Source organism: Mesorhizobium sp. M1342, assembly GCF_040317955.1.
Taxonomy (GTDB): domain Bacteria; phylum Pseudomonadota; class Alphaproteobacteria; order Rhizobiales; family Rhizobiaceae; genus Mesorhizobium.
The window spans coordinates 35,723-60,824 of the sequence record NZ_JAMYLI010000023.1 but is presented as its reverse complement, the minus strand read 5'-3'; the positions used below and the strand labels follow the sequence as shown (position 1 = coordinate 60,824).

General features: G+C 61.7%; 27 protein-coding genes. 7 read left to right on the top strand and 20 right to left on the bottom strand.

Annotation, left to right across the window (positions count from 1 at the left end; genetic code table 11):
- Positions 1–5: 5 nt before the first annotated feature.
- The 5 genes from NKH06_RS22945 to NKH06_RS22925 all read right to left on the bottom strand — a co-directional run bounded on the left by NKH06_RS22945 (position 6) and on the right by NKH06_RS22925 (position 4,108).
- A complete protein-coding gene (locus NKH06_RS22945; protein WP_352894115.1) occupies positions 6–1,220 on the bottom strand; it encodes an RNA-directed DNA polymerase in 1,215 nt (404 codons plus the stop codon).
- A 345-nt stretch (positions 1,221–1,565) separates the two neighbouring features.
- Positions 1,566–2,354 carry a hypothetical protein gene (locus tag NKH06_RS22940; protein WP_352894112.1) on the bottom strand — a complete coding sequence of 263 codons (789 nt, stop codon included), beginning with the start codon at positions 2,352–2,354 and terminating at the stop codon, positions 1,566–1,568.
- A 164-nt stretch (positions 2,355–2,518) separates the two neighbouring features.
- A complete protein-coding gene (locus NKH06_RS22935; RefSeq protein WP_352730061.1) occupies positions 2,519–2,911 on the bottom strand; it encodes a RidA family protein in 393 nt (130 codons plus the stop codon).
- A 351-nt stretch (positions 2,912–3,262) separates the two neighbouring features.
- The gene (locus NKH06_RS22930) at positions 3,263–3,724 is read right to left on the bottom strand and encodes a DUF6644 family protein (protein ID WP_352610392.1); all 462 of its coding nucleotides are present in this window, start codon (positions 3,722–3,724) and stop codon (positions 3,263–3,265) included.
- Positions 3,725–4,108: a DUF6152 family protein gene (locus NKH06_RS22925; RefSeq protein WP_352610394.1), complete on the bottom strand. Its 384-nt coding sequence runs from the start codon at positions 4,106–4,108 to the stop codon at positions 3,725–3,727.
- A gap of 204 nt (positions 4,109–4,312) precedes the next feature.
- Here NKH06_RS22925 and NKH06_RS22920 point away from each other — a divergent pair, with 204 nt between their 5' ends.
- Positions 4,313–4,633, top strand: coding sequence for a DUF1476 domain-containing protein (locus tag NKH06_RS22920; protein ID WP_352775393.1), 321 nt, complete (start codon positions 4,313–4,315; stop codon positions 4,631–4,633).
- 200 nt (positions 4,634–4,833) lie between these two features.
- On the opposite strand, the gene NKH06_RS22915 is transcribed toward NKH06_RS22920, so the two are convergent.
- Together NKH06_RS22915 and NKH06_RS22910 are read right to left on the bottom strand one after the other, a co-directional pair.
- On the bottom strand, positions 4,834–5,388 hold the full coding sequence (locus NKH06_RS22915) for a DUF4142 domain-containing protein (RefSeq protein ID WP_352894107.1): 555 nt from the start codon (positions 5,386–5,388) through the stop codon (positions 4,834–4,836).
- Positions 5,389–5,597: 209 nt separating this feature from the next.
- Positions 5,598–6,341: a DUF899 family protein gene (locus NKH06_RS22910; protein WP_164892915.1), complete on the bottom strand. Its 744-nt coding sequence runs from the start codon at positions 6,339–6,341 to the stop codon at positions 5,598–5,600.
- A 145-nt stretch (positions 6,342–6,486) separates the two neighbouring features.
- On the opposite strand from NKH06_RS22910, the gene NKH06_RS22905 reads away from it, so the two are divergent.
- On the top strand, positions 6,487–6,822 hold the full coding sequence (locus NKH06_RS22905; RefSeq protein ID WP_127399076.1) for a hypothetical protein: 336 nt from the start codon (positions 6,487–6,489) through the stop codon (positions 6,820–6,822).
- Between the two features lie 13 nt (positions 6,823–6,835).
- Here NKH06_RS22905 and NKH06_RS22900 read toward each other — a convergent pair whose 3' ends face one another.
- From NKH06_RS22900 to NKH06_RS22880, 5 genes are all read right to left on the bottom strand, one after another.
- The gene (locus NKH06_RS22900) at positions 6,836–7,660 is read right to left on the bottom strand and encodes a carbohydrate ABC transporter permease (RefSeq protein WP_128303824.1); all 825 of its coding nucleotides are present in this window, start codon (positions 7,658–7,660) and stop codon (positions 6,836–6,838) included.
- A gap of 1 nt (position 7,661) precedes the next feature.
- Complete coding sequence (locus NKH06_RS22895) at positions 7,662–8,624, bottom strand: carbohydrate ABC transporter permease (protein WP_352894103.1); 963 nt, start codon at positions 8,622–8,624, stop codon at positions 7,662–7,664.
- A gap of 47 nt (positions 8,625–8,671) precedes the next feature.
- Positions 8,672–9,940: an ABC transporter substrate-binding protein gene (locus tag NKH06_RS22890; protein WP_352721592.1), complete on the bottom strand. Its 1,269-nt coding sequence runs from the start codon at positions 9,938–9,940 to the stop codon at positions 8,672–8,674.
- Between the two features lie 251 nt (positions 9,941–10,191).
- Positions 10,192–10,680: a GNAT family N-acetyltransferase gene (locus tag NKH06_RS22885; protein ID WP_023809718.1), complete on the bottom strand. Its 489-nt coding sequence runs from the start codon at positions 10,678–10,680 to the stop codon at positions 10,192–10,194.
- Between the two features lie 5 nt (positions 10,681–10,685).
- Positions 10,686–11,591, bottom strand: a complete 906-nt coding sequence (locus NKH06_RS22880; protein ID WP_023809719.1) for a lytic transglycosylase domain-containing protein — start codon at positions 11,589–11,591, stop codon at positions 10,686–10,688.
- Positions 11,592–11,772: 181 nt separating this feature from the next.
- Between NKH06_RS22880 and NKH06_RS22875 the strand changes: the two genes are divergently transcribed.
- Positions 11,773–12,342, top strand: coding sequence for a methylated-DNA--[protein]-cysteine S-methyltransferase (locus NKH06_RS22875; protein ID WP_023809720.1), 570 nt, complete (start codon positions 11,773–11,775; stop codon positions 12,340–12,342).
- Positions 12,343–12,646: 304 nt separating this feature from the next.
- Here NKH06_RS22875 and NKH06_RS22870 read toward each other — a convergent pair whose 3' ends face one another.
- Positions 12,647–13,036 (bottom strand): nuclear transport factor 2 family protein, encoded by a 390-nt coding sequence (locus tag NKH06_RS22870; protein WP_352721595.1) that lies wholly within the window; start codon positions 13,034–13,036, stop codon positions 12,647–12,649.
- A 1-nt stretch (position 13,037) separates the two neighbouring features.
- A complete protein-coding gene (locus NKH06_RS22865; RefSeq protein ID WP_023809722.1) occupies positions 13,038–13,940 on the bottom strand; it encodes an MBL fold metallo-hydrolase in 903 nt (300 codons plus the stop codon).
- A 156-nt stretch (positions 13,941–14,096) separates the two neighbouring features.
- On the opposite strand from NKH06_RS22865, the gene NKH06_RS22860 reads away from it, so the two are divergent.
- Positions 14,097–14,987, top strand: a complete 891-nt coding sequence (locus NKH06_RS22860) for a LysR family transcriptional regulator (RefSeq protein ID WP_164892914.1) — start codon at positions 14,097–14,099, stop codon at positions 14,985–14,987.
- A 26-nt stretch (positions 14,988–15,013) separates the two neighbouring features.
- Here the strand turns inward: NKH06_RS22860 and NKH06_RS22855 are convergent, their stop codons facing one another.
- Positions 15,014–15,343, bottom strand: a complete 330-nt coding sequence (locus NKH06_RS22855; protein ID WP_023809723.1) for a hypothetical protein — start codon at positions 15,341–15,343, stop codon at positions 15,014–15,016.
- Between the two features lie 276 nt (positions 15,344–15,619).
- Between NKH06_RS22855 and NKH06_RS22850 the strand changes: the two genes are divergently transcribed.
- On the top strand, positions 15,620–15,832 hold the full coding sequence (locus NKH06_RS22850; protein WP_010910991.1) for a cold-shock protein: 213 nt from the start codon (positions 15,620–15,622) through the stop codon (positions 15,830–15,832).
- Positions 15,833–16,068: 236 nt separating this feature from the next.
- Here NKH06_RS22850 and NKH06_RS22845 read toward each other — a convergent pair whose 3' ends face one another.
- The 3 genes from NKH06_RS22845 to NKH06_RS22835 form a co-directional block, all read right to left on the bottom strand.
- The gene (locus NKH06_RS22845; RefSeq protein WP_352894096.1) at positions 16,069–16,677 is read right to left on the bottom strand and encodes a glutathione S-transferase family protein; all 609 of its coding nucleotides are present in this window, start codon (positions 16,675–16,677) and stop codon (positions 16,069–16,071) included.
- 138 nt (positions 16,678–16,815) lie between these two features.
- Positions 16,816–17,664: an EAL domain-containing protein gene (locus NKH06_RS22840; RefSeq protein ID WP_352894093.1), complete on the bottom strand. Its 849-nt coding sequence runs from the start codon at positions 17,662–17,664 to the stop codon at positions 16,816–16,818.
- Entirely contained in the window at positions 17,661–18,551 is an 891-nt protein-coding gene (locus NKH06_RS22835; protein ID WP_352894090.1) for an EAL domain-containing protein, read from the bottom strand. The genes NKH06_RS22840 and NKH06_RS22835 overlap by 4 nt, the downstream gene beginning before the upstream one ends.
- A 206-nt stretch (positions 18,552–18,757) precedes the next feature.
- Between NKH06_RS22835 and NKH06_RS22830 the strand changes: the two genes are divergently transcribed.
- Positions 18,758–19,960 carry a pyridoxal phosphate-dependent aminotransferase gene (locus NKH06_RS22830; protein WP_128303815.1) on the top strand — a complete coding sequence of 401 codons (1,203 nt, stop codon included), beginning with the start codon at positions 18,758–18,760 and terminating at the stop codon, positions 19,958–19,960.
- 90 nt (positions 19,961–20,050) lie between these two features.
- Here the strand turns inward: NKH06_RS22830 and NKH06_RS22825 are convergent, their stop codons facing one another.
- Positions 20,051–21,568, bottom strand: a complete 1,518-nt coding sequence (locus tag NKH06_RS22825) for an MFS transporter (protein WP_352894087.1) — start codon at positions 21,566–21,568, stop codon at positions 20,051–20,053.
- A gap of 182 nt (positions 21,569–21,750) precedes the next feature.
- Complete coding sequence (locus tag NKH06_RS22820) at positions 21,751–22,146, bottom strand: (R)-mandelonitrile lyase (protein ID WP_128303813.1); 396 nt, start codon at positions 22,144–22,146, stop codon at positions 21,751–21,753.
- A 311-nt stretch (positions 22,147–22,457) separates the two neighbouring features.
- On the opposite strand from NKH06_RS22820, the gene NKH06_RS22815 reads away from it, so the two are divergent.
- The gene (locus tag NKH06_RS22815; RefSeq protein WP_352894084.1) at positions 22,458–24,509 is read left to right on the top strand and encodes an elongation factor G; all 2,052 of its coding nucleotides are present in this window, start codon (positions 22,458–22,460) and stop codon (positions 24,507–24,509) included.
- Positions 24,510–25,102: the final 593 nt, after the last annotated feature.

The following is a 25,102-nucleotide window of genomic DNA, read 5'->3' as shown; positions in this document are numbered from 1 at the left end:
TGAATTTATTTGAGAACAAACCTCTTCATCGCCAAATCAATTGGCGAGGCGTGGGTGTCGTCAATCTGATTAAGTATTGCTCTTCTTTCATCGCGACCAAGTATTTCCATTGCTCCCACTACAGCTGCCCGATCCATAGGCGCGAATTGCATAAAGCTCGAACGGTGAGAACGCACCCAAGCTAAGTCCCTGAGTGAAACGGCCGCTCTCGCTTGCGACCGAATCTCTCCGGAGAACACTGAATCTCGAATTGGCCTAACTTGCAGCAGGTCCGCGCTCCCTGCACAGATCCAATCCAACCATCGGCGGACAGACTGCCGTCGATAGTATCCCGATGCCGCAATTTGCCGGATTAGCGGGAAAGCATGTTCGTGCCCTCCAGCTTGAATCACGCCATCTAGCGCCTTTGCTAACTCATGAAAAACAGGAAGGAAAGCATCAATGGAGGCGCTCGCCACATCGATAAACTGATGAGAATTACTGGAACCTGCTCTCCTAATGTATGCCTTGATCAAATTGAGGTCGACATAACCATCTACGATGAATTTCTCTCGGATTGTTCGCCCGATTTCATCGATAATTTCGACATTTAGCGCCGGCCCCACCTCTAGCTCAGCGTGCTCTCCATAGGGATCAAGCACCGAAGTTCTTTGCATTGCCGCTTTAGTTTCGGCATCCATATGGTCCTGAATAACTTTTTCTATAAAATCGGCTTGAGAGTAAATATTCGTTTTTCGACCGTTTAGATTAAGTCTATGATTTTCGTACAGATATACAGAAAGTAATTCAATAGCGTACTGCAATGAGTTTTTATTGTCATCAAAAATTCGAATGTCATCTACGTATCTAACATGTATAAATCCGTTACGTATCAATAGTTGATCCACGTCGATTAGAACAGCTTCGGAAATCAAATTGCTGGCATTCGGTCCAACGGGAATGCCTTTCGAAGCGCCGGCATTTATTGAATGTATAACCGACTCGAAATCTTGCGCCACCTCATCAAGGCGAGGATCTGCAGCCTCAATTGAACCACGCACCCGGTGCGAATAAATCTGGTTAAAAAAATCTGAAATATCCGCAGTAGCCGCGAAGCTGTGCCTATTAGCCAGCTGCCGTGACTTCTCCTTGTATGCATCATAACCAGTACCCGACGAAAAGAATGCTCCATCCAACGGCAGAAATCTATTCGAGAATGCTATCTCCTGTCCGACGGGCACTCGCGCTGCCTCAATTGCTGGCCCAACCCGATGGGCTAAGGCCGTATAGGTAAGACAGGTCAGGGGATCTAGCTGATGGACAATTCTATATGAGGACTTTCCTTTGGCCACCGGCATTGAATCGGCAGGAACTATCGGAAGTTTCCTGATGTTAGACGACATAAGGCGACCACGTACATTCTCCCAGTCAGCCCATACCGCCTCGTAAACCGGCAACCTAGGGAAGAAATCGCTGTCCAAAACGCTCAAGATGCCTGCGCGCAAAATCAAGGCTATCCTCAGTAAGTTTGGTCAATGTCGCCCTCCATTACATGTAAACGAAAATAACATCAATTTTATCTTCAGTTAATTCGCAATGTCGGGGATAATTGTCTTGGTAGCCTTGTTCTTGGCTCTCTCCAATTTATTCACAGCCTTCCGCATCCTGGCGACAGCTTCCTTCGCCTTGTCACCTTCGATCGTGTCCCGCTTTATCACTTCATTTTCGACCAACTGCGACAGGTTCTCGTTGCCGACTTTGATGTCTGGAAAGAGCTTACGGATTTCGCGGCGCACGACCGAAATCACCGCATCGGATCGGATAATCGCCGATACCGTAAACTTGTTGAACAACTGGGCCTGCTGATGAAAGGCGTCCATTGCATCGGTCGTCAGCCCTTCCTTGGCGAACAGGAAGAGGCACTGCAGATGATCCTCATTCTTGGGGTTCATGTCGGCAAAGACGATGCGGCAGACTTCTTCGTGGCTGATCTGATTTGCCACATAGATACGGACGAGCCGCCATTCGACGGCATTGGTCAGGATCACCCAATGGATGCCTTGATGCGCTCCGTAGTCAATCACCTGCCTCAAGTGATTATCGGCCAAGCTGCTGCCGGCTGATTTCACCTCGACAAGCAACCGCAACTTGCCTGCGATCTTGATCGCGAGATCGCAGTATGTCGCCTTGATCTGGTGCTCTGAGGTCAATTCATCATATTTGTCGTATCCAAAAACGTCAGCCAGGATGTCCTTGATCAAGGTAACCGTGTCAGCTTCCGCCACATCGGATTTTTGCTGAGCCAGCGTAATGCGCTGATATTTCTTGATGTTTGACGCAACGCGCTCGGCAAATTTCTTCGGTAATTTGTTCAATGACTCACCCTCCCAATCCCCGATGGGAATTGAGGACGAGTTTACTTGAAAGACAAGTGAAAACTTCGGCTAAGAATTGCCGACCCGTCGCAGGCTCAGGGCGTTCGAAGCTCGAAAAGCCTAGCAATTGGCTTTTCGTCCGCTACGCGGACCGCTTCTCACCCTCACGCCACCGCCACACACTCAATCTCGATATCAAACTCCATCGGCCACGAAGCCACCGGCACAAAGCTCCGCGCCGGCGGGTTCGTCGAAAAATACTTCGCATAAACCCGGTTGATGGCGTTGTAGAATCCGGAATTGACGGCGTAGATGCGCACCATCACCACGTTGTCCAGCGAGGTGCCCGCCGCTTCCAGGCAGTGTTTCAGCGCCTTCAGCGATGCCTCGGTCTGCGTTTCGATGTCTCCGCGCACCATCTCGCCGGTCACCATGTCCACCGGCGGCGTCGCCGAGATGAACACGAAGCCGTTGGCCTTCACCGCTGTCGAGCAGGGAAGGCCGAGCGCCCGCACCTTGTCCGACATGACCGGCACTTCGATGATTTCTTTCTTCATGGTGGTTCTCCCTGAGCATGCAGCAGGCTGCCGCGTTAGCGCTAATGAAGAGCCCCCTAACCTTCCCCCCAAAGGGCAGGGCTATCGCATGTGGATTCTTGCGAAGAAGGACCCCCACCCTAACCCTCCCCACAAGGGGGAGGGAACGCTGCCGCGTGCCTTTAAATTCTTCTTCGGCGCCAAAAGACAGACGATTTGCCTAGGTCAGCGCCAACGGAAGTCTCCCTCCCCCTTGTGGGGAGGGGTTAGGGGTGGGGGTCCTCTTCGCAAAAAAACTGTAGGTGACAACCCAGGTGCTTCAGGGAGCTTATCCCTGCACTGGCGGAACACCAGTGCAGGCGCTCGCTCTAATCAGAGAAAACCGATGAACCGTCCGGCGAAAAGCACGGAAATCCACAGCAGAATCGAGAGCACGGCCAGGACGGTCCCACCTGCCGGCTCGCCGCGGCCTGTTGCGCGGGAGAAGCGCATGAAGGCGAGGAAGTTGACGCCGGCGAGAAGGATGAGTGCCATCTTGGCGAGGAAAACCGGCATCGCCGCATAGGTGCTCGCCTTCACTGAAAACAGCAGCGAGCCTGTGACGAGCGCGCCCGCGAACGCCGCCAACGCAATGTGGCGCAGCAGCCCGACGAACGCCGCTTGCGGCAGCGAACGGAAAGCACCGCATATCCTGAGGTCCATGAGAACGACGCTGGTCAGCAGCGCGCCGATCGACATGATGTGGAGCGCATTGACCACGGGGTAGGCGACGAAGGAGCCCTTCAGCCACCGCGCCAACGCAAGGTGCTCGATGCCGGTGAAAAACTCCGTCATCTAGGCGGGCGGCACACGGTCGGGATAGACATCATACGTCTTCCCATTGACGATGAGGCGCACCGCTTTCATGCGCTTTTCGCTCGCCTCGACCGAGCGATTGCCGATCGCAGTCACCTCGTCGCCGACCTTGGCCACCTGCTCGGTGAAGCCGGCGGCGATGGTGCGGGAGGGCGGCGCCATCTCCACCCGCCAGGCCTCGCCCTCTGCATCGACATCCAGCGTGGCGTGCGGATTACCGATATAGATGGCCGTGATCTTGCCCCTGAGTTCGAAAAACCCGTCCTGCGTCCACGACCAGCCATGATGGGCATAGGCCGCGGTGCCGGCGGCAAGGATCACGGCCGCCGTCAGCAAGACGCCGCGAATTCCGTTGAACTGCATCGCTCGTCTCCTCGGTTCATCCCGCAGGGATTGAAGAGTAGGACGCGGCACGGCAAGGTCAAATCACATCAGGCGAAGCCGCCAGGCGCCGCTCGATCACCGGCGACCTTGCCTTGCTAATGACATCCATGCGCGCCACTCTCTCCTTCCTGGCCGTTCTTCCCCTGGGCTGAAGACCGGACTCACATCCAAACGAGGCAAACCATGAGCAGCATGAGAGACCGTCAGGAAGGCTTCGAAAAGAAGTTCGCGATGGACGAGGAAACGAAGTTCAGGGCCATGGCGCGCCGCAACAAGCTGCTCGGCCTGTGGGCCGCCGAACAGCTCGGCAAATCCGGTGCGGATGCCGACGGCTATGCGAAGGAGGTCGTGCACGCGGACTTCGAAGAGGCCGGCGACAACGATGTGTTCCGCAAGGTCCGCGCCGATTTCGACGCGGCAGGCATCGCCCAGTCGGATGCCCAGATACGCACCGCCATGGAAGAACTGCTGGTGACCGCGGTCGAGCAGATCAAGTCGACCTGAGCGCCGCTCAGCCTTGATCGGTATAGGGCGTGCCGTCCTTGAGGCACAGGGCCACATTGTGGTGTTGGTTTGCCAAGCGGGCTGGCTTCCATGGTAGCGCTCTACGGGCCCCCCTCTGTCCTGCCGGACATCTCCCCCTCAAGGGGGGAAATTGGCAGTTTTTGAGGGGGCGCCGTAGAGCACAGACCTTAAACCGCCGCCTAACCCTGATGCGCGGCCGCCAGTTCCTTCACGTGCTTTTCGTGCATCTGCAGCGTCGGCAGCGTCTTCTTGGCGAACTCCTTCATCGCCGGGTCGTCGCCTGACTTTGCATAGCCGCTGAACAGCGCGACGGCTTCCTTGTGCGCGTTGGTCTGCATTTGGATGTATTTCGCCTGGAACTGATCGCCGCCGGCGCTCTTCAGCTCATCGAGCATCTTCTGCTCCTTAGGCTGCAGGGCCGGACCGGACGGCGCTGTGGCCGAGGTTGTCTGGCCTTGGGCAAGCGCCGCCTTGAATTCCTCGCCGGCCTTGGTGTGATCGGCGATCATCTGTTTGGCGAACGCCTTGACGTCGGCGTCGGTCGCCTTCTGCTCGGCGAGCTTGCTGGACTCGATCTCGAACTCATTGGCGCTCGGCACCGTCTTGATGAAGGTCGAAGTGTCGACCTTCGTCGTCGTGGCGAGCGGCGTGGTCGTGGCGGTCGTGTTCGACTGGGCAAAGGCCGGCGCGCCGGCAAGCAATGCTGCTGCGGTCAGGATGGTAAGCGTTTTCATGGCATGTCTCCGGTTGGAATTGTCCCTCGGACAACCCAACGTCGCTTGGGCACTCCGGTTGCAGCTCATGAGGAAGAAGCCTGCGCATGTCGCCTCAATCGCCCCACCGATCCGTGCCGGGCTCGAACCCTCGCCGATGCCCTCGTTCGAGCCAGCCATGGGACTCATGTTCCGAAAACTGAAACGCGGCGGCTGACCAGAGCTGCCTTTCAGTGGCAACACGCCTCGCCATATTGCAACTGCTCGTTCCAGTTCGGGCGGCCTTCAGGCGTGAAATCCATCAGGTTCCACAGCGTTTCGCAGGTGCCAAGGCCGCGTGGGTCCTGGCCCGGCTCCGTCGGTGCGAAATCCAGTTCCGAGCTCCAGAAATGGCGTATGCCGTCGCCGTCGCGGTGGAACACCGACAGCAGCGGGATCTGTGCGCCGTCGGCCGCCTCCGCATTGTAGTCGCGCTTGAAGCTGTTGGAAGCCGAAGACACCAGCCGCATGTTGCGCCAGCCCCGGTCGCGGCCGAGCGTGACCAGGTTTTCGAGCGCGGTCTTGCCCACCACCGCGAAATTGAAGCCAGCGGCCTGGAGATGCCCGACGGCGCCGTCGAACTGATCGAGCAATGCCGTGCAGGACGGACATGGCTGGTCCGGTCGGGCAAGCTTCGCCGTGCCGCCGCTGGTCGCCACATCGCGCTTCTCCTGCGGGTGGCGCGGGAACATCATGTTGTAAAGGATGAGCGAGTCCTTGCCCGGCGCGAACAGCTCCGACAGTCTTGTCTTTGCGGGCTTGCCCTGGGCATCCAGTGCGTCGAATTCATAGTCCTGGCGGATCAGCCCGCCCGGCGGCAGCGCGCGCCGGGCCTCGGCGACCTCTTCCATGACGCGGCGCAGCTCGATTTCCTTGCGCAGCAGTTTTTCGCGCGCGGTGCGGTATTTCGCGGATTCGTTGGGAAAGGTGATCATGATCGGCTCCTTCAAGTCGCGGCGCCGGCGTCCCGGCGCGGTTGCTCTGCGACCCAAGGACGTTTGGCGGCGATCGGTTCCGACATTTATTGCGCATGGTGAGATGTCGTAATACCTGTTCGGGCAGCGTGATCCGGGGAACAATATGCACGACGACGAGATCGATCTGCGCTGCCCGCAAGTGGTGGCCGACAATGCCGCCAAGGGCCTCAGGCTGCGCGGAGAATTCGGCCGCGGCGGCACCGAGATCGGCGTCGCCCGCGCCACCGAGCTGAAGAACCGGGAAAAGCTCGCGCCCTCCACCATCCGCCGCATGGTCAGCTATTTCGCCCGCCACGAGATCGACAAGCGCGGCAGGAACTACGGCAATGAGCAAAACCCTTCGGCCGGTTACATTGCCTGGCTGCTGTGGGGCGGCGACGAAGGCCGCGCCTGGGCGCTGGAGCTCAAGCAGAAGATCGGCAACGCACCGGACATCTGAGCGTTTCGCCCCCTCACCCCTTGACCCCGCCGGCGGTGAGGCCGGAGACGATCTTGCGCTGGAAGATCAGCACCAGCACCACCAGCGGCACCGTGACGATCACCGAGGCCGCCATGATGTTGCCCCAAGGGATCTCGAACTGCGAGTTGCCGGAGAGCAGCGCGATCGCTACCGGCACGGTCCGCTGTGCGTTGTTGGAGGTGAAGGTCAGGGCAAACAGGAACTCGTTCCACGCGCCGATGAAAGCCAGCAGGCCGGTGGTCGCCAGCGCCGGCCACATCAGCGGCAGGAAGACCCGCGTGATGATGATCCACGGCGTCGCGCCGTCTAGGATCGCCGCCTCCTCGACCTCGACCGGCAGGTCGCGGACGAAGGTGGTGAGCACCCAGACGGTGAACGGCAAGGTGAAGATCATGTAGGAGAAGATCAGCGCGAACAGCGAATTGTAGAGGCCGAACAGGCGGACCAGTTCGAACAGCCCAGCCAGCAGCGCCACCTGCGGGAACATCGACACCGACAGGATGATGAACAGCAGGGCCGAGCGACCGCGAAAGCGAATGCGCGCCAGCGCATAGGCTGATGTGACGCCGAGCAACAGCGAAAGCGCAACCACCGCGCCGGAGACGAACAGCGAGTTCAGCAAGTTGCGCACGAAGCTGCCCTCGGTCAGCACATTCCGGTAGTTGGCAAGGCTGATCGTTGTCGGCCACAGATCGGCCCGAAACAGATCGGTCCCCGATTTCAGGCTGGTGACGATGGCGTAGTAGAACGGGAACACCGCGACGAAGACGATGACCGCGACCAGCAGGTAAAAGGCCGTGCGCTTCACGATCCACATGTCAGCGGCCTCCGTCCAGGCTTATCCGGCCGATGCGGATGGTGACGATGGTGAGCAGAGCGAGGATCAGGAAAAGCAAGGTCGAGGCGGCAGAGCCATAGGCGAACTTGTCGAACTCGAACAGGTTCTCGCGGGCGAACACCGACATCGACTTGGTATGCACATTGTTGGGCGTCAGCACATAGATCAGGTCGAAGATGCGCAGTGCATCGAGCGCGCGGAAGATCACGGCCACCATCAGCGCGGGGCGGATGAGCGGCAAGGTCACCCGCCAGAAGATCTGCCAGGGGTTGGCGCCGTCGAGCCTGGCGACCTCGATGATCTCCCTCGGCAGCATCTGCAGCGCGGCCAGGATGAGCAGCGTCATGAACGGTGTCGCCTTCCAGATATCGACGATGAGGACGGCCGCCATCGCCGTGTCGGCGTTGGCCGTCCAGGCGATCTTGGTGCTGATCAGGCCGAGATTGAGCAGCACGACATTGATGATGCCGAACTGGTCGTTGAGCATCCATTGCCACATCTTCGCCGAGACGATCGTCGGGATCGCCCAGGGGATCAGGATCGCTGCCCTGACGATGCCGCGGCCGGCGAATTCCGCGTTGAGAACCAGGGCAACGATGGTGCCGAGGATGGTCTCGCAGGTCACCGAAATCACTGTGAAACGCACCGTGTTCCAGACGGCACGCCACCAGACCGGATCGACGAGCAGCCCGTCATAGAGGGTCCGGCCGCTCGGCATGTGCAGCACCGAGAAATAATTGGCGAAGCCGACCCATTGGCGCGCGTCGAGGTCGGCCAGCGAGGCGTCGGTGAAGCTGAAATAGACCGTGCGGGCAAGCGGCCAGCCGGCCGCCGCGGCGAGCACCAGCAGCATTGGCGCCAGGAAAAGCCACGCCGAGCGAACGCGCTGCGCCGTCAACTGCGAGTGCGCGGCCCTGGCTGTTTCCGGTTCCGTCCTTGTCATCTCGCTCCCGCTCGTTGCGGTCCCGCCGGGTGGCTGTCCCAGTATCGTCACCAGCCTCGGCCCTTCAACTTGGTCAGCATCGCTTCGAGATCGGCCAGATTGTCGGCGGCAGTGCCGTCGCCCGAGAGCGTGTTGTGCACGGCGTTCCAGAACTGGCTCGACGCCTCGTTGTATTTGATCCTGGTCGCGGCCGAGGGGCGCGGCACCGCATCGAGAAAGATCTGCTTCCAGCGCGGAACGATCGGCTGTTGCCTGGCGATGTCGGCATCGTCATACAGCGCCTGGATGGTCGGCAGGTTGGACGTCTTCAGCGTGCGGTATTTCTGCATCGCGGGCGAGGCGATGAACTTGATCAGCTCGATCGCGGCATCCGGATGCTTCGAATATTTGGAGACGGCGAGATTCCAGCCGCCCAGGGCCCCGACCGGTCGGGCGCCCTCGCCCGTGCCGGCCGGCAGCGGCGCCACGTCGAATTTGCCCTTGATCGGCGAGCCCTCGCCGTTGCCGAGCGCGTAGGCATAGGGCCAGTTGCGCATGAACACCGCATTGCCTGTCTGCCAGACACCGCGCGATTCCTCTTCCTGGTAGGCGAGCACGCCGGGTGGCGCGATGGTCCCGACCCAGCCCTTGACCATGTCGAGCACCGCCGCCGCTTGGCTGTTGTTGACGGAGATGGTGCCGTCCGGCTCGATGATCTGGCCGCCGCCATTCGACATCACCCATTCGAGCGCGTCGCAGGTCAGCCCCTCATAGGCATTGCCCTGAAAGACGAAGCCCCAGATATCCCGATTGCCAGCCGCACGCTCCTTGTCCATGACCAGCTTGGCGGTGTCGGCCAGTTCCTTCCAGGTGGCCGGCACCTTGGCGCCATATTTGTCGAGGAGATCCTTGCGGTAGTAGAGCGCCGGCGCATCGGTAAAGATCGGCAAGGCGACGAGCTTGCCGTCGACGGTCTGCGACTGGATGATCGACGGGAAATGCTCAGCCACGATATCCTTGGTCGCTGCGGTCAAATCCACGAGCTGGCTGGCGAGTTGCGGCGCCCAGATCACATCCGTCTGGTAGACGTCGATGTCGCTGTTTCCGGCGGCAAGCCAAAGCCGGTACTGGCCGAACTGGTCGGTCCCGGACGCCGGCATGACGACGATGCCGACCTTGTTGCCGCTGTCTTTCTCGTAACGGTCGAGGATCTCGCGCAGCACCTTGATGCCATCGCCGGTATCGCCCGACACGATCGACAGATCGACGGCCCATGCTGGCGTGCCAGCGAGCATGGCAGCGACGCCGACCGCAAGGAATGCGTGAGAAAACGTCATGGTGGTGGATGTCCCTCCGCAGCCGGTGACGGAAAATCCTCCCACGCGCCGGCAGCTTGTCAGGCCCTCACCTCCCATTAAATGCGAAGCGGCGCTTTTGGGTTCCCAAATCATGCCGTTCCTGCGTGGGCGACATGCATCAGGGTGTGTTGAGATTCAGGTCAGGCAACTATGGGTGCTTCGGCCGGCGAAGGCCGGAAGCGCAGGGAACCGTCGCTTGCAGGCCGGCATCACCTGAATATCCGCACACCCTAGCCTTCCCAGGCGACAGGCATCATCCCCAGCCGCTCATAGAGCCGGACCGCGGCGGGATTCTCGACCGTGTTGGTCTTGAGGTCGACATGATCGGCGCCGCGTTCGCGAAAAACGGCGAAGGCGTGCCACATCAGCGCTTCGGCAACACCCCTGCCGCGCGCCTCGGGATGAACGGCGAGGTCCTTGACGAAGCCGCGGGTCCAGCACAACGCCGCCGCCGCCAGCCGGCCCTTGGCGTCGATGACGAGGAAGCACAGCGCCGGGTCGAATTCGGGATCGTCCGCGATACGCGGCCACCACTCGTCGAACGGACCATCGGCGTCGTCATCGAACACTTCGGTCAAAAGCGCATGCAGGGCGGGCGCGTCACCGGGCTCGAAGCTGCGCATGACAAAACCCTCCGGCCAGTGCGGCGGAACCAGCGTCTCGTCGAGGATTTTGCACAGCCGGATGTCATTCAGAGCCGGCGGGCGCGGTTCAGGCATTGCGCTCAGGCGTCGGGCTGCAGGCGGCGGCGCTGGCGGTCGCGGCCAAGGCCGGTCGCCTCGAGCAGGCCCTTGCGCTTGGCGTCGTAATAATAGCCGGTTTGATAGAGCCAGTCGGCCTTCTTGGCGTTGCCGCCGGCCACCAGCCAGGCGCCGCGCAGATATTTCACCGCGTATTTCAGATTGGTATCGGCGTCGAACAGGCCCTTGGCCGGCCCGTCATAGCCCATGCCGCGCGCCGTCGCGTGTTTGATCTGCATCAGTCCCCAATGGCCGTTGTTGTAGGCTTTTGGGTTGAAGGTGCTCTCGCGGTTGACGACATGGCGCACCAGATCCACCGGCACCTGATAGATCGCCGCATATTTCTCGATCAGCCGCTCGACATCGCCACGCACGCCCGTCGCGTGTTCTTCTTGCACGGGCCCTGCCGGGAACTGGACCAGGGCCGCCGGGTTCTGCGGCACGACATAGGCGACCTGCTGGACGCCCGGCATGCGATCGCCCTTGGCGGTTGCCGGTATGACGAGCCCCGCGGTCGTATAGGTCTCGGCCGCCTTGACCGGCTCGCTCGCCTTTGCCGGCGGCGGCGCCTGCCAGGCATTGGCGGTCATCACCGCGGGCACGGCTGGTGCCGCCGGTGTCGATCCGGCAAAAGCGGCGGTCGCGGCAGCCGGCTGTGCGGCGGGATCGAGCGGCAGTTCGGCCGTCTGAGCGGGGGCGATTCCCGATGATTCCGGCAGCACCGAAACCGTCTCCGGCAGAGGCACGGTGAAGCCGGCGTCAGTGCCGGCGACGGTCGCTGTTTCGGTGAGAGCAGGCGCGGACTTCATCTGCGAGGTCGACGTGCAGCCGCTGATGCCGGCGGCGGCCAGGATCACGCCGATCGCGATAAGGTTGAGTTTTGCTGGCAAGCCGCGCTCGGGTCCGGTTTGTCGGGTTGTTAAGAAATCCCTTACACCAGCGATTCAGGCCGGGCAATCGGGGCGATCAGGTGGTTTTCGGGTGGCGAGACGCAGGCGGTGGTGCCATATTGTTCCGGATATGTACTGGGACGAATCCCGGATTTCGCCACTTTGCGGGAAGGAGCGCATCATGGTCACGACAGCTTCGATCACGGCCGGCCACGCAGTGTTAGAAACAGTGATCGGTTTCATGGGCATTGCCTGGAGCGAAAAGGGCCTGATCCGGCTCTGCCTGCCCGAACGCAGCCGCGAAGCGGTGGAGCGGCGCCTGCTGCGCCATGGCGGCGTTTCCACCTCCACGGCGCAGCCGCCATGGGTGGTCGAGCTGATCGCAGCGATCAAGGCCTATGCGGCGGGCGAGGACATCGATTTCTCCGCCGTGCCGGTCGATCTCGACGGCGTCGACGATTTCCGCCTCGCCATTTACGACGCGGCGCGAAAACTCTCCTTCGGCGAAACCACCACCTATGGTGAGCTGGCCAAAACCGCCGGCCATGCCGGGCTCGCCCGCGAAACCGGGGCCGCCCTTGGCGCCAATCCGGTGCCGCTGGTCATCCCTTGCCATCGCATCCTTGCCGCCGGCGGCAAGATCGGCGGCTTCTCGGCGCCCGGCGGATCGATCACCAAGGAGAAGATGCTGGCCATGGAAGGCGTGCGCGTCGGCCCGCTGCCACCGGCGCAGGTGTCGTTCGGGTTTTGAACGGCGGCCGGTGCTGGCAGTAAGCCGGGATCAGTACATCGATCGCCTGTTGACCGGGTTGGCGGGCACCGGCTTCCAACGCGGAAAATATCCACGATGACCGTCTCTGGCGTGTCAGCCGTTTTCGGCTGAACGACCTGGGGCATGACAAGATCGCCTTGGGCGATCACCCGCTTGAAGTCGACCGCCTGTTTCGGCCAATGGGCAACTCCCATCTTTTCCAGAAGCTGCCTGACCGAGTCGCGACCGTCCGTCATCGTCGGGTTTAAGTTGCAGCATGGATGTCTCCCTGGTTGCGTCGGTGTCAGGTCAGTGCGCGCGCGACGAGGACCGTATCGACATACTGCCGCATGCGGATGATCTTGCCGTCCCGCAGTTCGTAGAGATGAGCGAAGGGGGCCGTCATGGATTTTCCCGTCGCCTTGTATGTACCGGAATACACGCCGAAGGCCGCCACCCGGTCGCCATCGGCAATGAAACTGTGCACGGCGGCGTGGTATCCGGTCCACTCCGAGCCGAGCCGCTTGAAAACACCCTGCATCAGGGCCTCGACGCCGGTATAGGTGCCGGCATAGGGAAACCCTTCCGCCTCGGTCCATTCGATGTCGGCGGAAAGAACGGCCAGCAGATTGCGGCCGTTCTCCTCGGAAGTTCCCTCGTAGGTTCTACGGATCAAATCGAGGTTCGTCGCCATCTCAGCCCCACTTCATCTCGCCCTTGGCGACCTTGGATCCGACATCGAGGGCGACGCCCATACCGAGGCCGGGGAAGCGGGCCTCCATGGCCGCCTTCAACGCGGCGCTGTCTGCCGCCTTGCCCAGTTCTTCCTCGAAGGTGATGAGATAGGACTTGGTGAACTCCACCGCCGAAGGACCGATCGCGGCATCGGGGGCCATGTGGCCAGGCACCACGACAGCGGGCTTGCGGGCGGCAATCGCGTCCAGCGTCTTGATCCAAGCGGCGCGGCTCTCCCTGGTCTGCGTGTCGGCGGTCCAGACATGAACGCCCGAGAAGATCATCACTCCGCCGAAAACGGCATTGAGCGACGGCACGAACAGATAGCGGCGGTTGGCCAATCCTTCTTCCGCATTGACGATCTCGACAGTCTCGCCATCGACGGTCAGCGTTGCGCCGTCGAATGCCTCGGGGAAGACGATGTCGGACAGCGCCTGCGGGCCATTTTCCTTCAATTGCGGACCCCAGACGGCGAGCTTCTTCTCCACATTGCCCTTGATGGCTTCCAGCGTGGCGGAGGCGGCGATCACTTTCGCCTCCGGGAAGGCGTCCCGCACCGGCTTCAGGCCGAAGTAGTAATCGGGATCGGACTGAGTGACGTAGATGGTGGTCAGCTTCTTGCCGCTGGCCTTGATGGCATCGGCGAGCGCTTTGCCGTCCGGATAGGTGAAGCCGCCATCGATCAACAGGGCTTCGCTCGGCCCCGACAGCAGCACCGGCGCACGGAAGAAGCCGTTTGGACCCGCCGGGAAGTGTTTCCAGCCAAGCTTGGCGCCGGCGGCTCGGCCGCTGTCGATGGGAGCGAAAGCGGCGGTTGCGCCGAGGGCCAATGAGGTCTTCATGATCTGTCTCCTCGTGAACATGGAATATCTCCGTTGAATGAAAGGGATCGGATGCGGCTGCGCACCCGCCGGCCGCAGGACGGACGGTGGAACGGCACGGTAGGCTCTTTGGATTAATCAATAAATTGGCTATAATAATACAAACTGTATGTTGAAAGCTTACAATGAGCCTTCGTGGTGGAATCGATAAACCTCAATCGCCTCGCCTATTTTGCCACGGTGGTCGACGCGGGTTCCTTCACCCGCGCGGCCGAGCGGCTCGGCATCACGAAAACAGTTGTCAGCCAACAGGTCGCGCGCCTTGAGGCTGAGCTGCGAACCACGCTTCTCGTGCGCACGACGCGAAGGGTCGAGCCGACGGAAGCAGGCCGTCTTCTGCATGCACGCTGCGTTCTGATCCTGCGGGATGTCGAAGAAGCGATCGCCGAGGTTGGCGAGGCCAACGCCGAGGTGGCCGGTGTGCTGCGTGTTTCCGCGTCCAATGATTATGGCGCGATCGTGCTGGCCCCGATCGCCGCCCGCTTTCGCCAGAAATTTCCTGCCTGCGGCGTCGAACTGCTCATTTCCGATGCCATAATTGACTTGATCGACAACAAGATAGACCTGTCCATCCGGGTCGGCTGGCTGGAGGACTCCAGCCAGCAGGCGCGCCGCATCGGCACCTTCCGGCAAATCCTGGTCGCGTCGCGGGATTTCGCCGCCGGGATCAGAGTAGACAAGCCAGAAGACCTTTCTTCCTTACCGCTCGTTGCCAATGCCGTGCTTCGCAAGCCGTTCACCTGGAACTTCACCCGAGGCGGTTTCGAGCCGCGCACCATCACCCTGCGCGAGGCATTCTCCATCAACTCGACGCCGGCTGTGCTGGAAGCGACGCTCGCCGGGGGCGGACTGGCAGTTCTGCCGGACTATCTGGTCGTCGACCACCTATCGCAAGGCCGCCTCGTCCACGTGCTCCCCGACTGGGTGCTGCCCTCCGGCGGCATTCACGTGGTCTATCCGGCAGCGCGCTTTCGCCCGCAAAAGGTGACGCAATTTGTGTCCATGCTCACAGAACACATCCGGGATTGAGAGCAATGGCTGCCGGTCGATAAGCGCTAGTTGTTGTGGAAGAACCGCCGGCGGAAATGCCGGTCATTGTCCGGCCGCTTACAGTTGTAGACCGGGCAGGACTTTGTGTCGGCGCTCGGCACGTAGGCCCGTGTCCTCACCTCGCCCATGCTGCAGAATCGCTGGCTCTGTACATAGCGGTCGTAGAGCGGCAGCCCAGGCACCCGCTTCGACTGATAGCGCAGGATGACGGCCCCTTGCCGGGCGATCGTCCCCTGAACCTTGCCGCAGCTCATACGCGTCGGGTCGTAGCGCGAGATCGCCTGCGCCTGAGCGGCGACAAGCGTGAGGCAGGCGGCAAGCAGAATGATTTTCATGGTCGTCTCCCCTGATCCGCCGCTCGAGAACAGCGTGATCTGCCGCAACGTTTTCAGCAGATTGGGGCAGCCGTTGGGCAGCGCTCGATCACGGCTTTCTCACGCAGTCTTGTATTTTATGCGAAACCAGCCTATATGCCTTCCATTGATATTTCGGCCGATCGATCCGGGCCTCGCGATCTTCGCGTTTGCTGACGTCTATCTCCAAAATCTCGATGCACACCGGCTGGACTTCGGTCCGGTCAATCTAAAGCAAATGTTGAAGGACTATCTAAAATGGCAACAGGAACGGTCAAGTGGTTCAACGCCACCAAGGGCTTCGGCTTCATTCAGCCTGACGCGGGCGGCGCGGACGTTTTCGTCCATATCTCCGCTGTCGAGCGTGCTGGACTGTCGACCCTGGTCGAAGGCCAGAAGATCAACTTCGAGATCGAGCAGGACCGCCGCACTGGCAAGTCGTCCGCGGGATCTCTGAGCAAGGCAGCCTGATTTTGCGAAGTGCGCGCGCCGGGCGAGAGCTCGGGGCGCGCGGCAAGTCACGGATGTACTGACAGTCGCGCGAGAAGCGCGCTGGAGCGGAAAGACCCGACAAGCTGGATCAGCAGATAGCTGCCAGCCCGGACCCGACGCTCCCGATCAGGCTACCAAGCATGGAAGGCGGGATTTATCCCGCCTTTTTGCTGTCTGGAGATCGGCGCCGCAGGCGATACGACCACCGGCGTTACTTACTCCACCCACTCGATCGGCACATGCCCCGGATCGGCCTCTACCCGGCCAAGCCAGGCCGCCACCGCCGGATAGGCGTCGAGCTGGAAACCACCCTGCTCCGCCGTATGCGTATAGGCATACAGCGCGATGTCGGCGACGCTGAGCGTGCTGCCGGAAAAGAAAGCATTGTTTTCCAGATGCCTGTTCATCACGCCGAGCGCCTTGTTGCCGCGCTCCAGCGTCACCGCCAGCCGCTCCGGGGTCGCATCCCCGGCACGTTCGGGGAAGGTCAGCAGCGCCTTGCGCACGGCAATGTAGGGCTCGTGGCTGTATTGTTCGAAGAACAGCCATTGATAGGCGAGCCCACGCTCATACCTGTCCGCCGGCAGGAAGCGTGTGCCTTCGGCGAGATAGAGCAGGATGGCGTTGGATTCGGCCAGCCGCCGGCCATCGTCGAACTCGAGCAGCGGCACCATGGCGTTCGGGTTCTTGGCGACAAAATCGGCTTTGCGTGTGTCGCCTGTGTGCGAACTCACTCCGACATTGGTAAAGGCAAGGCCAAGCTTGGCCATCAGCAGGCGCGGCTTGTAGCAATTGCCGCTGTCGATCATGCCGTAGAGTATCATGGCTGTTCTCCGGAGCACTGTCTCCGCGCGATTATCGCAGCGGCGGCGGCCTCAACCAATGATTTGTTTTGGTACGACGATCAGCGCCGCTGATGCAAAGCGTCCAAGGACGCTCACGGCACCAATTGTCGGCATGCCCTAGCCAAAGAGGGGCACGACCTTGCTGTCCCGGCCCAGCAGCGCATCGATGACCAGCGGCTTTTCCTCGAATACCGTGCCGGCAAGCGCGGGACGGGCGAGGAGAAAACCCTGCAGCAGGTCGACGCCGCCTTCGAGCGCGACGCGCAGATGGGTGGGCTGCTCGATGCCTTCGACCAGCACCTTGGCGCCGCGGTCATGCAGGCTGGAAACCAGCGGGCGGAAGAACCGTTCGGCGGCAGCGTGGCGGCAGAACTCCGCGAACCAGGTGCCGTCGATCTTGACGATGTCGGGCTTGAGCAGGCTCACCCGCTCCTCGGTCGAGTGTCCGGTGCCGAAATCGTCGATGGCGATGCGGATGCCGTCGCGCCGCAATTCGCGCACCAGCCGCGCGAGAAGCGCGTCGTCGGCCGCCTGTTCGGTGATTTCGCAGACCAGCATGGCCGGCGCCAGGCCGAACTCGCCGAGATGCCTGGTCATCAGGCGAATCTCGGCCAGTGCCCGCCCGGCATGGTCGTTGATCAACGGGTTGTAGTTGAAGAACAGGTCGAGGCCGTCGACGCCGATGTTGCGGAAATTCCTGAGATGCAGCGCCCGGCACATGGTTTCCACAAACAGCCGGTCCGAGACGGCAACGCTTTCAAAGAATACCTTCGGCGCGCCGGGGCGGCCGGCACGGTGCGGCTCGATCAGGGCTTCGGCCGCGACCGCGTGAAGGAAACGGCCGCGCGGCGCGAAAATCGGCTGGTAGGCGCTGCGCAGCCGGAACTCGCCATGCATGCCGTATTCGATACCGACTTCGTCGACCTGGATCGCATCGCCGACATTGCGCCGCCGATCGTCTCTCATGTCGCCACACGGCGCCCGAAGACCTTGACCGGCCGCGCCGAAGGCGTTGCCACGGCAGGAACCGTGTCGACGGCAGCAGCGACAGGCGCCTGCCTGGCCTTGTCGAAGACGCCAAAGCTGGTCGGCGCCAATTCGGGCCGCGCCAGCACGAAACCCTGCACCATCGACGCACCCGATTTCTCGGCGAGCTCCAGTTGCCAGCCCTCCTCGATGCCTTCGAACACCGTATGGATGCCTTGCTCCTCGAAGTTCTTCACCATGGCGGTCAGCAACGCAAAGCCGGCGCCGGACTCCATCAGCTGCGTGATCCAGTAGGCATCGAACTTGACGATATCCGGCTTCAACTCCTTGACCCGATTGATGTCGGAATCGTCGGCGCCATAATCGTCGACGGCGATGCGAAAACCGTTGGCCCTCAGTGCCGCGACGAAGCCGTGCAAGGCTTCCTGCGACGCCGACCGCTGCTCGGTCACCTCGCAGACGACGCGACGCGGGTCGATGCCGGCCTCGTGCAGCACGAGCCGCATGTCGCGCAAGGCAGCGTCGGCAACAGTGCGTTCGGTGAACACCGACGGGTCGAAATTGACGAAGATCGACGCTTCCCGCGGCAGGCAGGCACCGGCGTTGAGAAGATGCAGCGTCCTGGTCAGCGCCTCGATATGCAGCCGGTCGGCGGCCGGACAGGTCGAGAAGAAATTCATCGGCGATTGTGGCTCGCCGTCGCGGAACGGTCGGATCAGCCCTTCGAACGCGACCACCGACAGCTTGCCTTCCTTGAAGGCGAAGATCGGCTGGAAGGCGCTTTGCAGCGTGTAGATGCCCCAGACACCGGTGGAGGTGCCGTCGTCCTGACGGATGATGTGGGCAAGCCCGACGCTGCGCGACACGGTTCCTCGCTCCGCAATTGGTCTGCGATCCTGCCACTCAAGCCTCTACCGCTCGTTAATGAATTTATTGTTGCCGACCGGGTCCCGATCACGGCTCCTTGAGACCTGGATCAGCCGACAATGCTTGCGTTGCGCGAAATCATGCGACATGAGAAGCGCCGCGGTCGCTCCTGGCCGCGCCGATCTTCCATGGAGACGTCAAGCTCATGGCCTTTCTTGCCGACACCCTTTCCCGCGTGAAGCCTTCCGCCACCATCGCGGTGACGCAGAAAGCGCGCGAGCTGAAAAATGCCGGCCGTGACATTATCGGGCTTGGCGCCGGCGAACCGGATTTCGACACGCCAGACAACATCAAGAATGCGGCGATTGAGGCAATCCACCGTGGCGAAACCAAGTATCCGCCGGTTTCGGGCATCGTGCCGCTGCGCGAGGCGATCGCAAAAAAGTTCAAGCGCGAGAACAATCTCGACTACAAGCCCGAGCAGACCATAGTCGGCACCGGCGGCAAGCAGATCCTGTTCAACGCCTTCATGGCGACGCTGAACCCCGGCGACGAGGTCATCATTCCTCGCCCCTACTGGGTCAGCTACCCCGAGATGGTGGCGATCTGCGGCGGCACCTCCGTGTTTGCCGACACCTCGATCGACGATGGCTTCAAGCTGACCGCTTCCGTGCTGGAAAAGGCGATCACGCCGAAGACCAAATGGCTGCTGATGAACTCGCCGTCGAACCCGTCGGGCGCTGCCTATACCGAGGCCGAACTGCGCGCACTGGCCGACGTGCTGTTGAGGCATCCGCATGTCTGGACGCTGACCGACGACATGTACGAGCACCTGACCTATGGCGATTTCGTCTTCAAAACCATCGCCGAGGTCGAGCCTAAGCTCTACGAGCGCACGCTGACCATGAACGGCGTGTCGAAAGCCTATGCAATGACCGGCTGGCGCATCGGTTATGCGGCGGGTCCGGTTCAACTGATCAAGGCGATGGACATGATCCAGGGTCAGCAGACATCGGGCGCCTGCACCATTGCGCAATGGGCATCCGTCGAGGCGCTGAATGGCCCGCAGGATTTCATCGCCAAAAACAAGGCGATCTTTCAAGGCAGGCGCGACCTTGTCGTGTCGATGCTCAACCAGGCACGCGGCATCACCTGTCCGTCGCCGGAAGGCGCCTTCTATGTCTATCCCTCCTGCGCCCAGCTGATCGGCAAGAAGACCAAAGCTGGCAGGCTGATCGACACCGACGAGACCTTCTGCTCGGAACTGCTCGAAGCCGAGGGCGTCGCGGTGGTGTTCGGCTCGGCCTTCGGCCTTGGGCCCAACTTCCGCATCTCCTACGCGACCTCGGAGAGGCTTCTGGAAGAAGCCTGCACACGCATCCAGCGTTTTACGGCTTCGCTGACCTGACCGACGCACTATGAACGCGAAAAACCCCGAAGGTTGTATCCAACTTTCGGGGGTCAGTTCATCACCGCCGTTTTTAATGGGTCGTCAGCCTCACGCCTCGTGCTTGGTCTCTTTGGCAGAGCGCGCCTCGGCCGGCGCCAACACGGCAACCAGCAGTGCGGCGGTGAGGAACGCGCCGATCGCTGCCGTCAGCATCGCGGCGTGGAAGCCGCCGGCATAGGCGGCAGCATAGAGTTCATGCACGCCGCTTTCGCCCATCGCCGCATCGGTTGCGAAATCATGCCGCGAAATTGCAGCACGAGCCACCGCTTCCGCGTCGGCGACACCGGCGTCGCCGAGATACCCGGTCAAAAGGTTGGTCGCCCGCATGCTCATCAAGGCGCCGAGCAAGGCGATGCCGATGGCAAGACCGCTCTGGCGGGTGGCATTGATGACCGCCGACACCATGCCCGAGCGTTCGCGCGGCGCATAGGACATGGCGGCAGCGCTGCCGGTCGGGATTGCAAGCGCATTGCCGAGGCCGCCAATGGCGAACAGAAGGCACAGCATCGCATAGGGCGTCGAAGGACCGGCCCAGCACATGCCGAGCATGGACAGGCCGATAGCAACATAGCTGATGGTCATCAGCGCGGAGTGACCATAGCGCGCGCTCAGCCTGCCGATCCATGGCGACACCACGATCTGAACGATGAAGGCCGGCGCCATGCGCAGGCCGGTCTGCGTCGGCGACCAGCCCTGCACCTGCTGCAGGAACATCGAGAAGAAGAAGACGCTGGAATAGGAGGTGAAGCCGAGCGCGAACGAAGCGACATTGGCGACGGCGAAGCGAACGTCACGGAACAGGCCAAGCGGCAGCATCGGCCGTGCCGTGCGCGCCTCGAAGCCGAGGAAAGCAGCCAGGCCGACGACGCCGGCGATGAGCGCCGCGACCGTCCTTGGCTCGCCCCAGCCATTCTCGCCGGCCGAGATCAGGCCAAAGGTCAGCGCCCCCAGCCACAGGATGCTGAGAGCCAGGCCGACGAGATCGAGATGGGCATGTTCGGGATGCGCCGTCTCGTTGATCGAAGCAGCACCGAGCGCGATCGTGATCAAGCCAAGCGGCAGGTTGATCAGGAAGATGCTTTGCCAGCCGACGGTCTCGACCAGGATGCCACCGAGGACGGGACCAACGAGCAGAGAGATGGCAGCGAACGACGCCCAGCCGCCAATGACGCCGGCGCGCTGGCGCGCATCGGGAAAGGCCTGCGTCAGGATCGACAGCGCGCCTGGAATGAGCAGCGAGCCGGCGATGCCCTGTACCACTCGGCCGGCCAGCAGCACCGGCAGATTGGGCGCGACGGCGCAGATCAGCGAGCCGGCCACGAAGATGCCGACGCCGGCCAGCCACGAGCGCTTGCGGCCATAGCGGTCGCCGATCAGGCCGGACGACAACATGAAGGCGGACAGGCACAGCGTGTAGGCGTCGGCCACCCATTGCAGGCCGCCGAAATCGGTTTGCAACGCTTGCTGGATGGTCGGCAGCGCGACATTGACGATGCTGACGTCGAGCAGAGCCACGAACGAACCAAGATAGACAGCGGCGACCAGGGGCAAACGGTGCTTTGACATGGCTACGTCTGGACGTGAGTTTCGCAATCATCACTGACCGACGGTCAGTTGAACGGGCGGCATGGCGCTGTCGATCCGGCGATTGAGCATGGCCTGCGCCACGATACGGGACTCGCCGCGAGTCGCCCTCTTCTAAAAATGTAGCGGCTGGAAGAGAAGCCGGCTTCCTGCGGACTGAGCATTCAGCCGCCATATTGTTCCGATGTCACCCCCTCCAGCCAATCGACATGGACATCGTCGAGCGCCTCCTGCATCGCGATATGCGTCATCGCCGATTTCGGCGCCGCGCCATGCCAGTGTTTTTCGCCAGGCGCGAACGAGATGACGTCGCCGGCCCTGATCTCCTGCACCGGGCCGCCCCACGTCTGGGCAAGCCCGGCGCCCACCGTCACGTAAAGCGTCTGGCCAAGCGGATGCGTATGCCAGTGGGTGCGCGCGCCCGGCTCGAAGCTGACCAGCGTGGCCCGCAGCCGCGCCGGCGCCTCTTTCTCGATGATCGGCGTCTGCAGCACCCGGCCGGTAAAGTATTTTTCCGGTGCGATGACGGTCGGCACGCTGCCGCAGGCAATGATCTTCATGGGTCGATGGTCCTTCAAACAGCGGGCGACGGATCGCCTGTTTTCAGTTTCGGCCGATATCGGTCGACGTGCAACAGCTTCCGGCTGCCAGCCCAGCATATGATCCGCACGGTCCACGGCCGAGCAAAGGGTTTCTATTTTTCTTGCCCTGCCGGCAAACAAGTGGGACGATGGCTTTGGGCAGGTGGCAATTGAAAAGAACCCCCGCCCGCGACGGTCGAACAGGCCGGCCGCCGCTCAGGACCGATTGACCACGCCTGAACCATGCATGCCAGTCGGTCCTACGGGAAAAGCCTGAGTGGAGGTCAGTCATGGGTACTCGCGCCGGAGGACGACGCACGGGACCGAAATGCATTGCCATAGTCGGTCCCTTCGCAAGCGGTAAGACGACACTTCTCGAAGCCATATTGGCCCGTACGGGCTCAATTCCCCGACAAAATCCCGTTTCATCAGGTAACACCGTTTCAGATCATTCGCCCGAGGCGCGCGCCCACGCCATGAGCGTCGAGGCGACGGTCGCCACGACCGAATTCATGGGCGAGCAGATCACCTTCGTCGACTGTCCCGGTTCCATCGAATTCTCCTTCGAGGCCGAGCCGGTGCTGGCCGCCTGCGACCTCGCGGTGGTCGTAGCCGAGGCCGACGAAAAGAAGATCCCTGCCCTGCAACTGATCATGCGCAAGCTCGACGATCTCGGCGTGCCGCGCATTCTGTTCCTCAACAAGGTCGACAAGGCAATCATCGGTGTGCGCGACACGCTGAAGATGCTGCAGCCGGCCAGTGCCGTGCCGTTGCTGCTGCGCCAGATTCCGCTGCGCAAGGACGGCGTCGTCATTGGTTCGATCGACCTGGCGCTGGAGCGCGCCTACATCTATCGCGAATATGCCGAAAGCGAGGTGGCGCAGATTCCCGGCGACGACAAGGCGCGCGAGCTCGAAGCGCGTTTCTCGATGCTGGAAACGCTGGCCGACCATGATGACCAGTTGATGGAACAGCTGCTTGAGGAGATCGAGCCGCCCCAGGACGCGATCTTCGACGACCTCGCCGCCGACCTGCGCGACGGTGCGGTGATCCCGGTGCTGATCGGCACCGCCGAGAAAGGCAACGGCGTGCTGCGCCTCCTGAAGGCGATCCGCCACGACGCGCCCGACATCGAGGCGACCCGCAAGCGGCTCGGCGCACCCGACGGCGCGGCCACCTTGGTCCAGGTAATCAAGACCATCCACACGCCGCATGGCGGCAAACTGTCGGTATCACGTATCCTCTCCGGCCAGGTCGTCGACGGCTCCGAACTTTGGCTGCCCGGCGGCGACACGGCCAAGGTCTCCGGCATTTACCGAATGCTCGGCAAGGACCAGGTTAAGCTCACCATCGCCAAGGCCGGCGACACGGTGGCGCTGGGCAAGCTGGACGAGGTCAAGACCGGCCAGACGCTGAGTTCGGCCAAGGGCGGCATCAAGCCGCTCGTCCAGTTCGAGCCGCCGCAGCCGGTCTTCGCCTTCGCGCTCCGCCCCAAGGAGCGCAAGGACGAAGTGAAGATGTCGGCTGCCATCCAGCGGCTGGCCGAGGAGGATCCCTCGCTCAGCCTGCGCCACAATCAGGACTCGGCCGAAACCGTGCTGTCGGGCCATGGCGAGATGCATCTGCGCGTGGTGCGCGAGCGGCTGGAAGGCAAGAACCAGATACCGGTCGAAGGCCATGCGCCGGCGGTGCCCTATCGCGAGACGATCCGCAAATCGGCGCAGCAGCGCGGCCGTCACAAGAAACAGTCCGGCGGCCACGGCCAGTTCGGCGACGTGGTGATCGAGATCAAGCCGCTGCCGCGCGGTTCCGGCTTCCAGTTCACCGATACAATTACCGGCGGCGTCGTGCCCAAGACCTACATCCAGTCGGTCGAGACCGGGGTGCGCGATTATCTGAAATTCGGGCCGCTGGGCTTTCCGGTCGTGGATGTCGCAGTCAACCTGTCGGACGGCTCCTATCATGCGGTCGATTCCTCCGACATGGCCTTCCAGATGGCGGCCAGGCTGGCGATGAAGGAAGGCATGGCCGCGTGCTTGCCGGTGCTCCTGGAGCCCGTGATGAAGGTCGAGATCGTCACCCCCTCCGACGCCACCTCGAAGATCATCGCTCTCATCCCGCAGCGGCGCGGCCAGATCCTCGGCTACGACGCGCGGCCCGACTGGCCGGGATGGGATGTCGTCGAGGCAACCATGCCGCAAGCCGAGATCGGCGACCTGATCATCGAGTTGCGCTCCGCGACCGCGGGCGTTGCCAGCTATCGTGCCGTCTTCGACCACATGGCCGAACTCACCGGCCGTCTGGCCGACGAGGCGATGAACACCAACGGCAAGGCTGCCTGATGGCGTGGCGTTCCTCTCGAACCTGATTTGGGGGAACAAGAGAAAACGACGTCCGGCGGGGCCGGACGTCGTTTTGTTCGCGGACCGTTTCCTTGGGAGGTAAAACGTCAGGTCCGCCGCATTTGGTACCGCCGTGTTCGGCGGAAAAACGGTTCGGACGCGGTAGCCGCCTGAGCCCGGGCCGTACGAGTGATGCCCCCATCTCCCGTCCGAACCACACCGCGTCCTATGATCTACATAGCAGGTCGCGAGCGTCCGGGATATGTTACCAGAGGTTACATGTCACCGTTACGTGGCAATTGTGATGGAATTTTTGGCCGGCCCAGCAGGGCACAGGCAACAAAAAAGCCGGATCAATGAAGATCCGGCTGAGTTTGATTGGAGTGCCTGTTAAGGCTAACCTCCAGAGGGGAACACTCGAGGGCGCTAATGGGAGGAGAACGCGCCCAGGAGATGATCTATATATGTGCTCATCATGCCCAAGAAACAAGCATCTATTTTGCAACACACACATGCAAAAAGACGCAGGCTGTGGTCTAACCCATTCCAGAAGCCAATAGGACCAGCAAAATCGTCGAAATGGAGCGCTGAAT

Bases quoted from the DNA above. Each gene is read 5' to 3' on its own strand.
- NKH06_RS22935 (WP_352730061.1), bottom strand. From the start codon at position 2,911: ATGAAGAAAGAAATCATCGAAGTGCCGGTCATGTCGGACAAGGTGCGG.
- NKH06_RS22930 (WP_352610392.1), bottom strand. From the start codon at position 3,724: ATGACGGAGTTTTTCACCGGCATCGAGCACCTTGCGTTGGCGCGGTGG.
- NKH06_RS22925 (WP_352610394.1), bottom strand. From the start codon at position 4,108: ATGCAGTTCAACGGAATTCGCGGCGTCTTGCTGACGGCGGCCGTGATC.
- NKH06_RS22920 (WP_352775393.1), top strand. From the start codon at position 4,313: ATGAGCAGCATGAGAGACCGTCAGGAAGGCTTCGAAAAGAAGTTCGCG.
- NKH06_RS22915 (WP_352894107.1), bottom strand. From the start codon at position 5,388: ATGAAAACGCTTACCATCCTGACCGCAGCAGCATTGCTTGCCGGCGCG.
- NKH06_RS22910 (WP_164892915.1), bottom strand. From the start codon at position 6,341: ATGATCACCTTTCCCAACGAATCCGCGAAATACCGCACCGCGCGCGAA.
- NKH06_RS22905 (WP_127399076.1), top strand. From the start codon at position 6,487: ATGCACGACGACGAGATCGATCTGCGCTGCCCGCAAGTGGTGGCCGAC.
- NKH06_RS22900 (WP_128303824.1), bottom strand. From the start codon at position 7,660: ATGTGGATCGTGAAGCGCACGGCCTTTTACCTGCTGGTCGCGGTCATC.
- NKH06_RS22895 (WP_352894103.1), bottom strand. From the start codon at position 8,624: ATGACAAGGACGGAACCGGAAACAGCCAGGGCCGCGCACTCGCAGTTG.
- NKH06_RS22890 (WP_352721592.1), bottom strand. From the start codon at position 9,940: ATGACGTTTTCTCACGCATTCCTTGCGGTCGGCGTCGCTGCCATGCTC.
- NKH06_RS22885 (WP_023809718.1), bottom strand. From the start codon at position 10,680: ATGCCTGAACCGCGCCCGCCGGCTCTGAATGACATCCGGCTGTGCAAA.
- NKH06_RS22875 (WP_023809720.1), top strand. From the start codon at position 11,773: ATGGTCACGACAGCTTCGATCACGGCCGGCCACGCAGTGTTAGAAACA.
- NKH06_RS22870 (WP_352721595.1), bottom strand. From the start codon at position 13,036: ATGGCGACGAACCTCGATTTGATCCGTAGAACCTACGAGGGAACTTCC.
- NKH06_RS22865 (WP_023809722.1), bottom strand. From the start codon at position 13,940: ATGTTCACGAGGAGACAGATCATGAAGACCTCATTGGCCCTCGGCGCA.
- NKH06_RS22855 (WP_023809723.1), bottom strand. From the start codon at position 15,343: ATGAAAATCATTCTGCTTGCCGCCTGCCTCACGCTTGTCGCCGCTCAG.
- NKH06_RS22850 (WP_010910991.1), top strand. From the start codon at position 15,620: ATGGCAACAGGAACGGTCAAGTGGTTCAACGCCACCAAGGGCTTCGGC.
- NKH06_RS22845 (WP_352894096.1), bottom strand. From the start codon at position 16,677: ATGATACTCTACGGCATGATCGACAGCGGCAATTGCTACAAGCCGCGC.
- NKH06_RS22840 (WP_352894093.1), bottom strand. From the start codon at position 17,664: ATGAGAGACGATCGGCGGCGCAATGTCGGCGATGCGATCCAGGTCGAC.
- NKH06_RS22830 (WP_128303815.1), top strand. From the start codon at position 18,758: ATGGCCTTTCTTGCCGACACCCTTTCCCGCGTGAAGCCTTCCGCCACC.
- NKH06_RS22825 (WP_352894087.1), bottom strand. From the start codon at position 21,568: ATGTCAAAGCACCGTTTGCCCCTGGTCGCCGCTGTCTATCTTGGTTCG.
- NKH06_RS22820 (WP_128303813.1), bottom strand. From the start codon at position 22,146: ATGAAGATCATTGCCTGCGGCAGCGTGCCGACCGTCATCGCACCGGAA.
- NKH06_RS22815 (WP_352894084.1), top strand. From the start codon at position 22,458: ATGGGTACTCGCGCCGGAGGACGACGCACGGGACCGAAATGCATTGCC.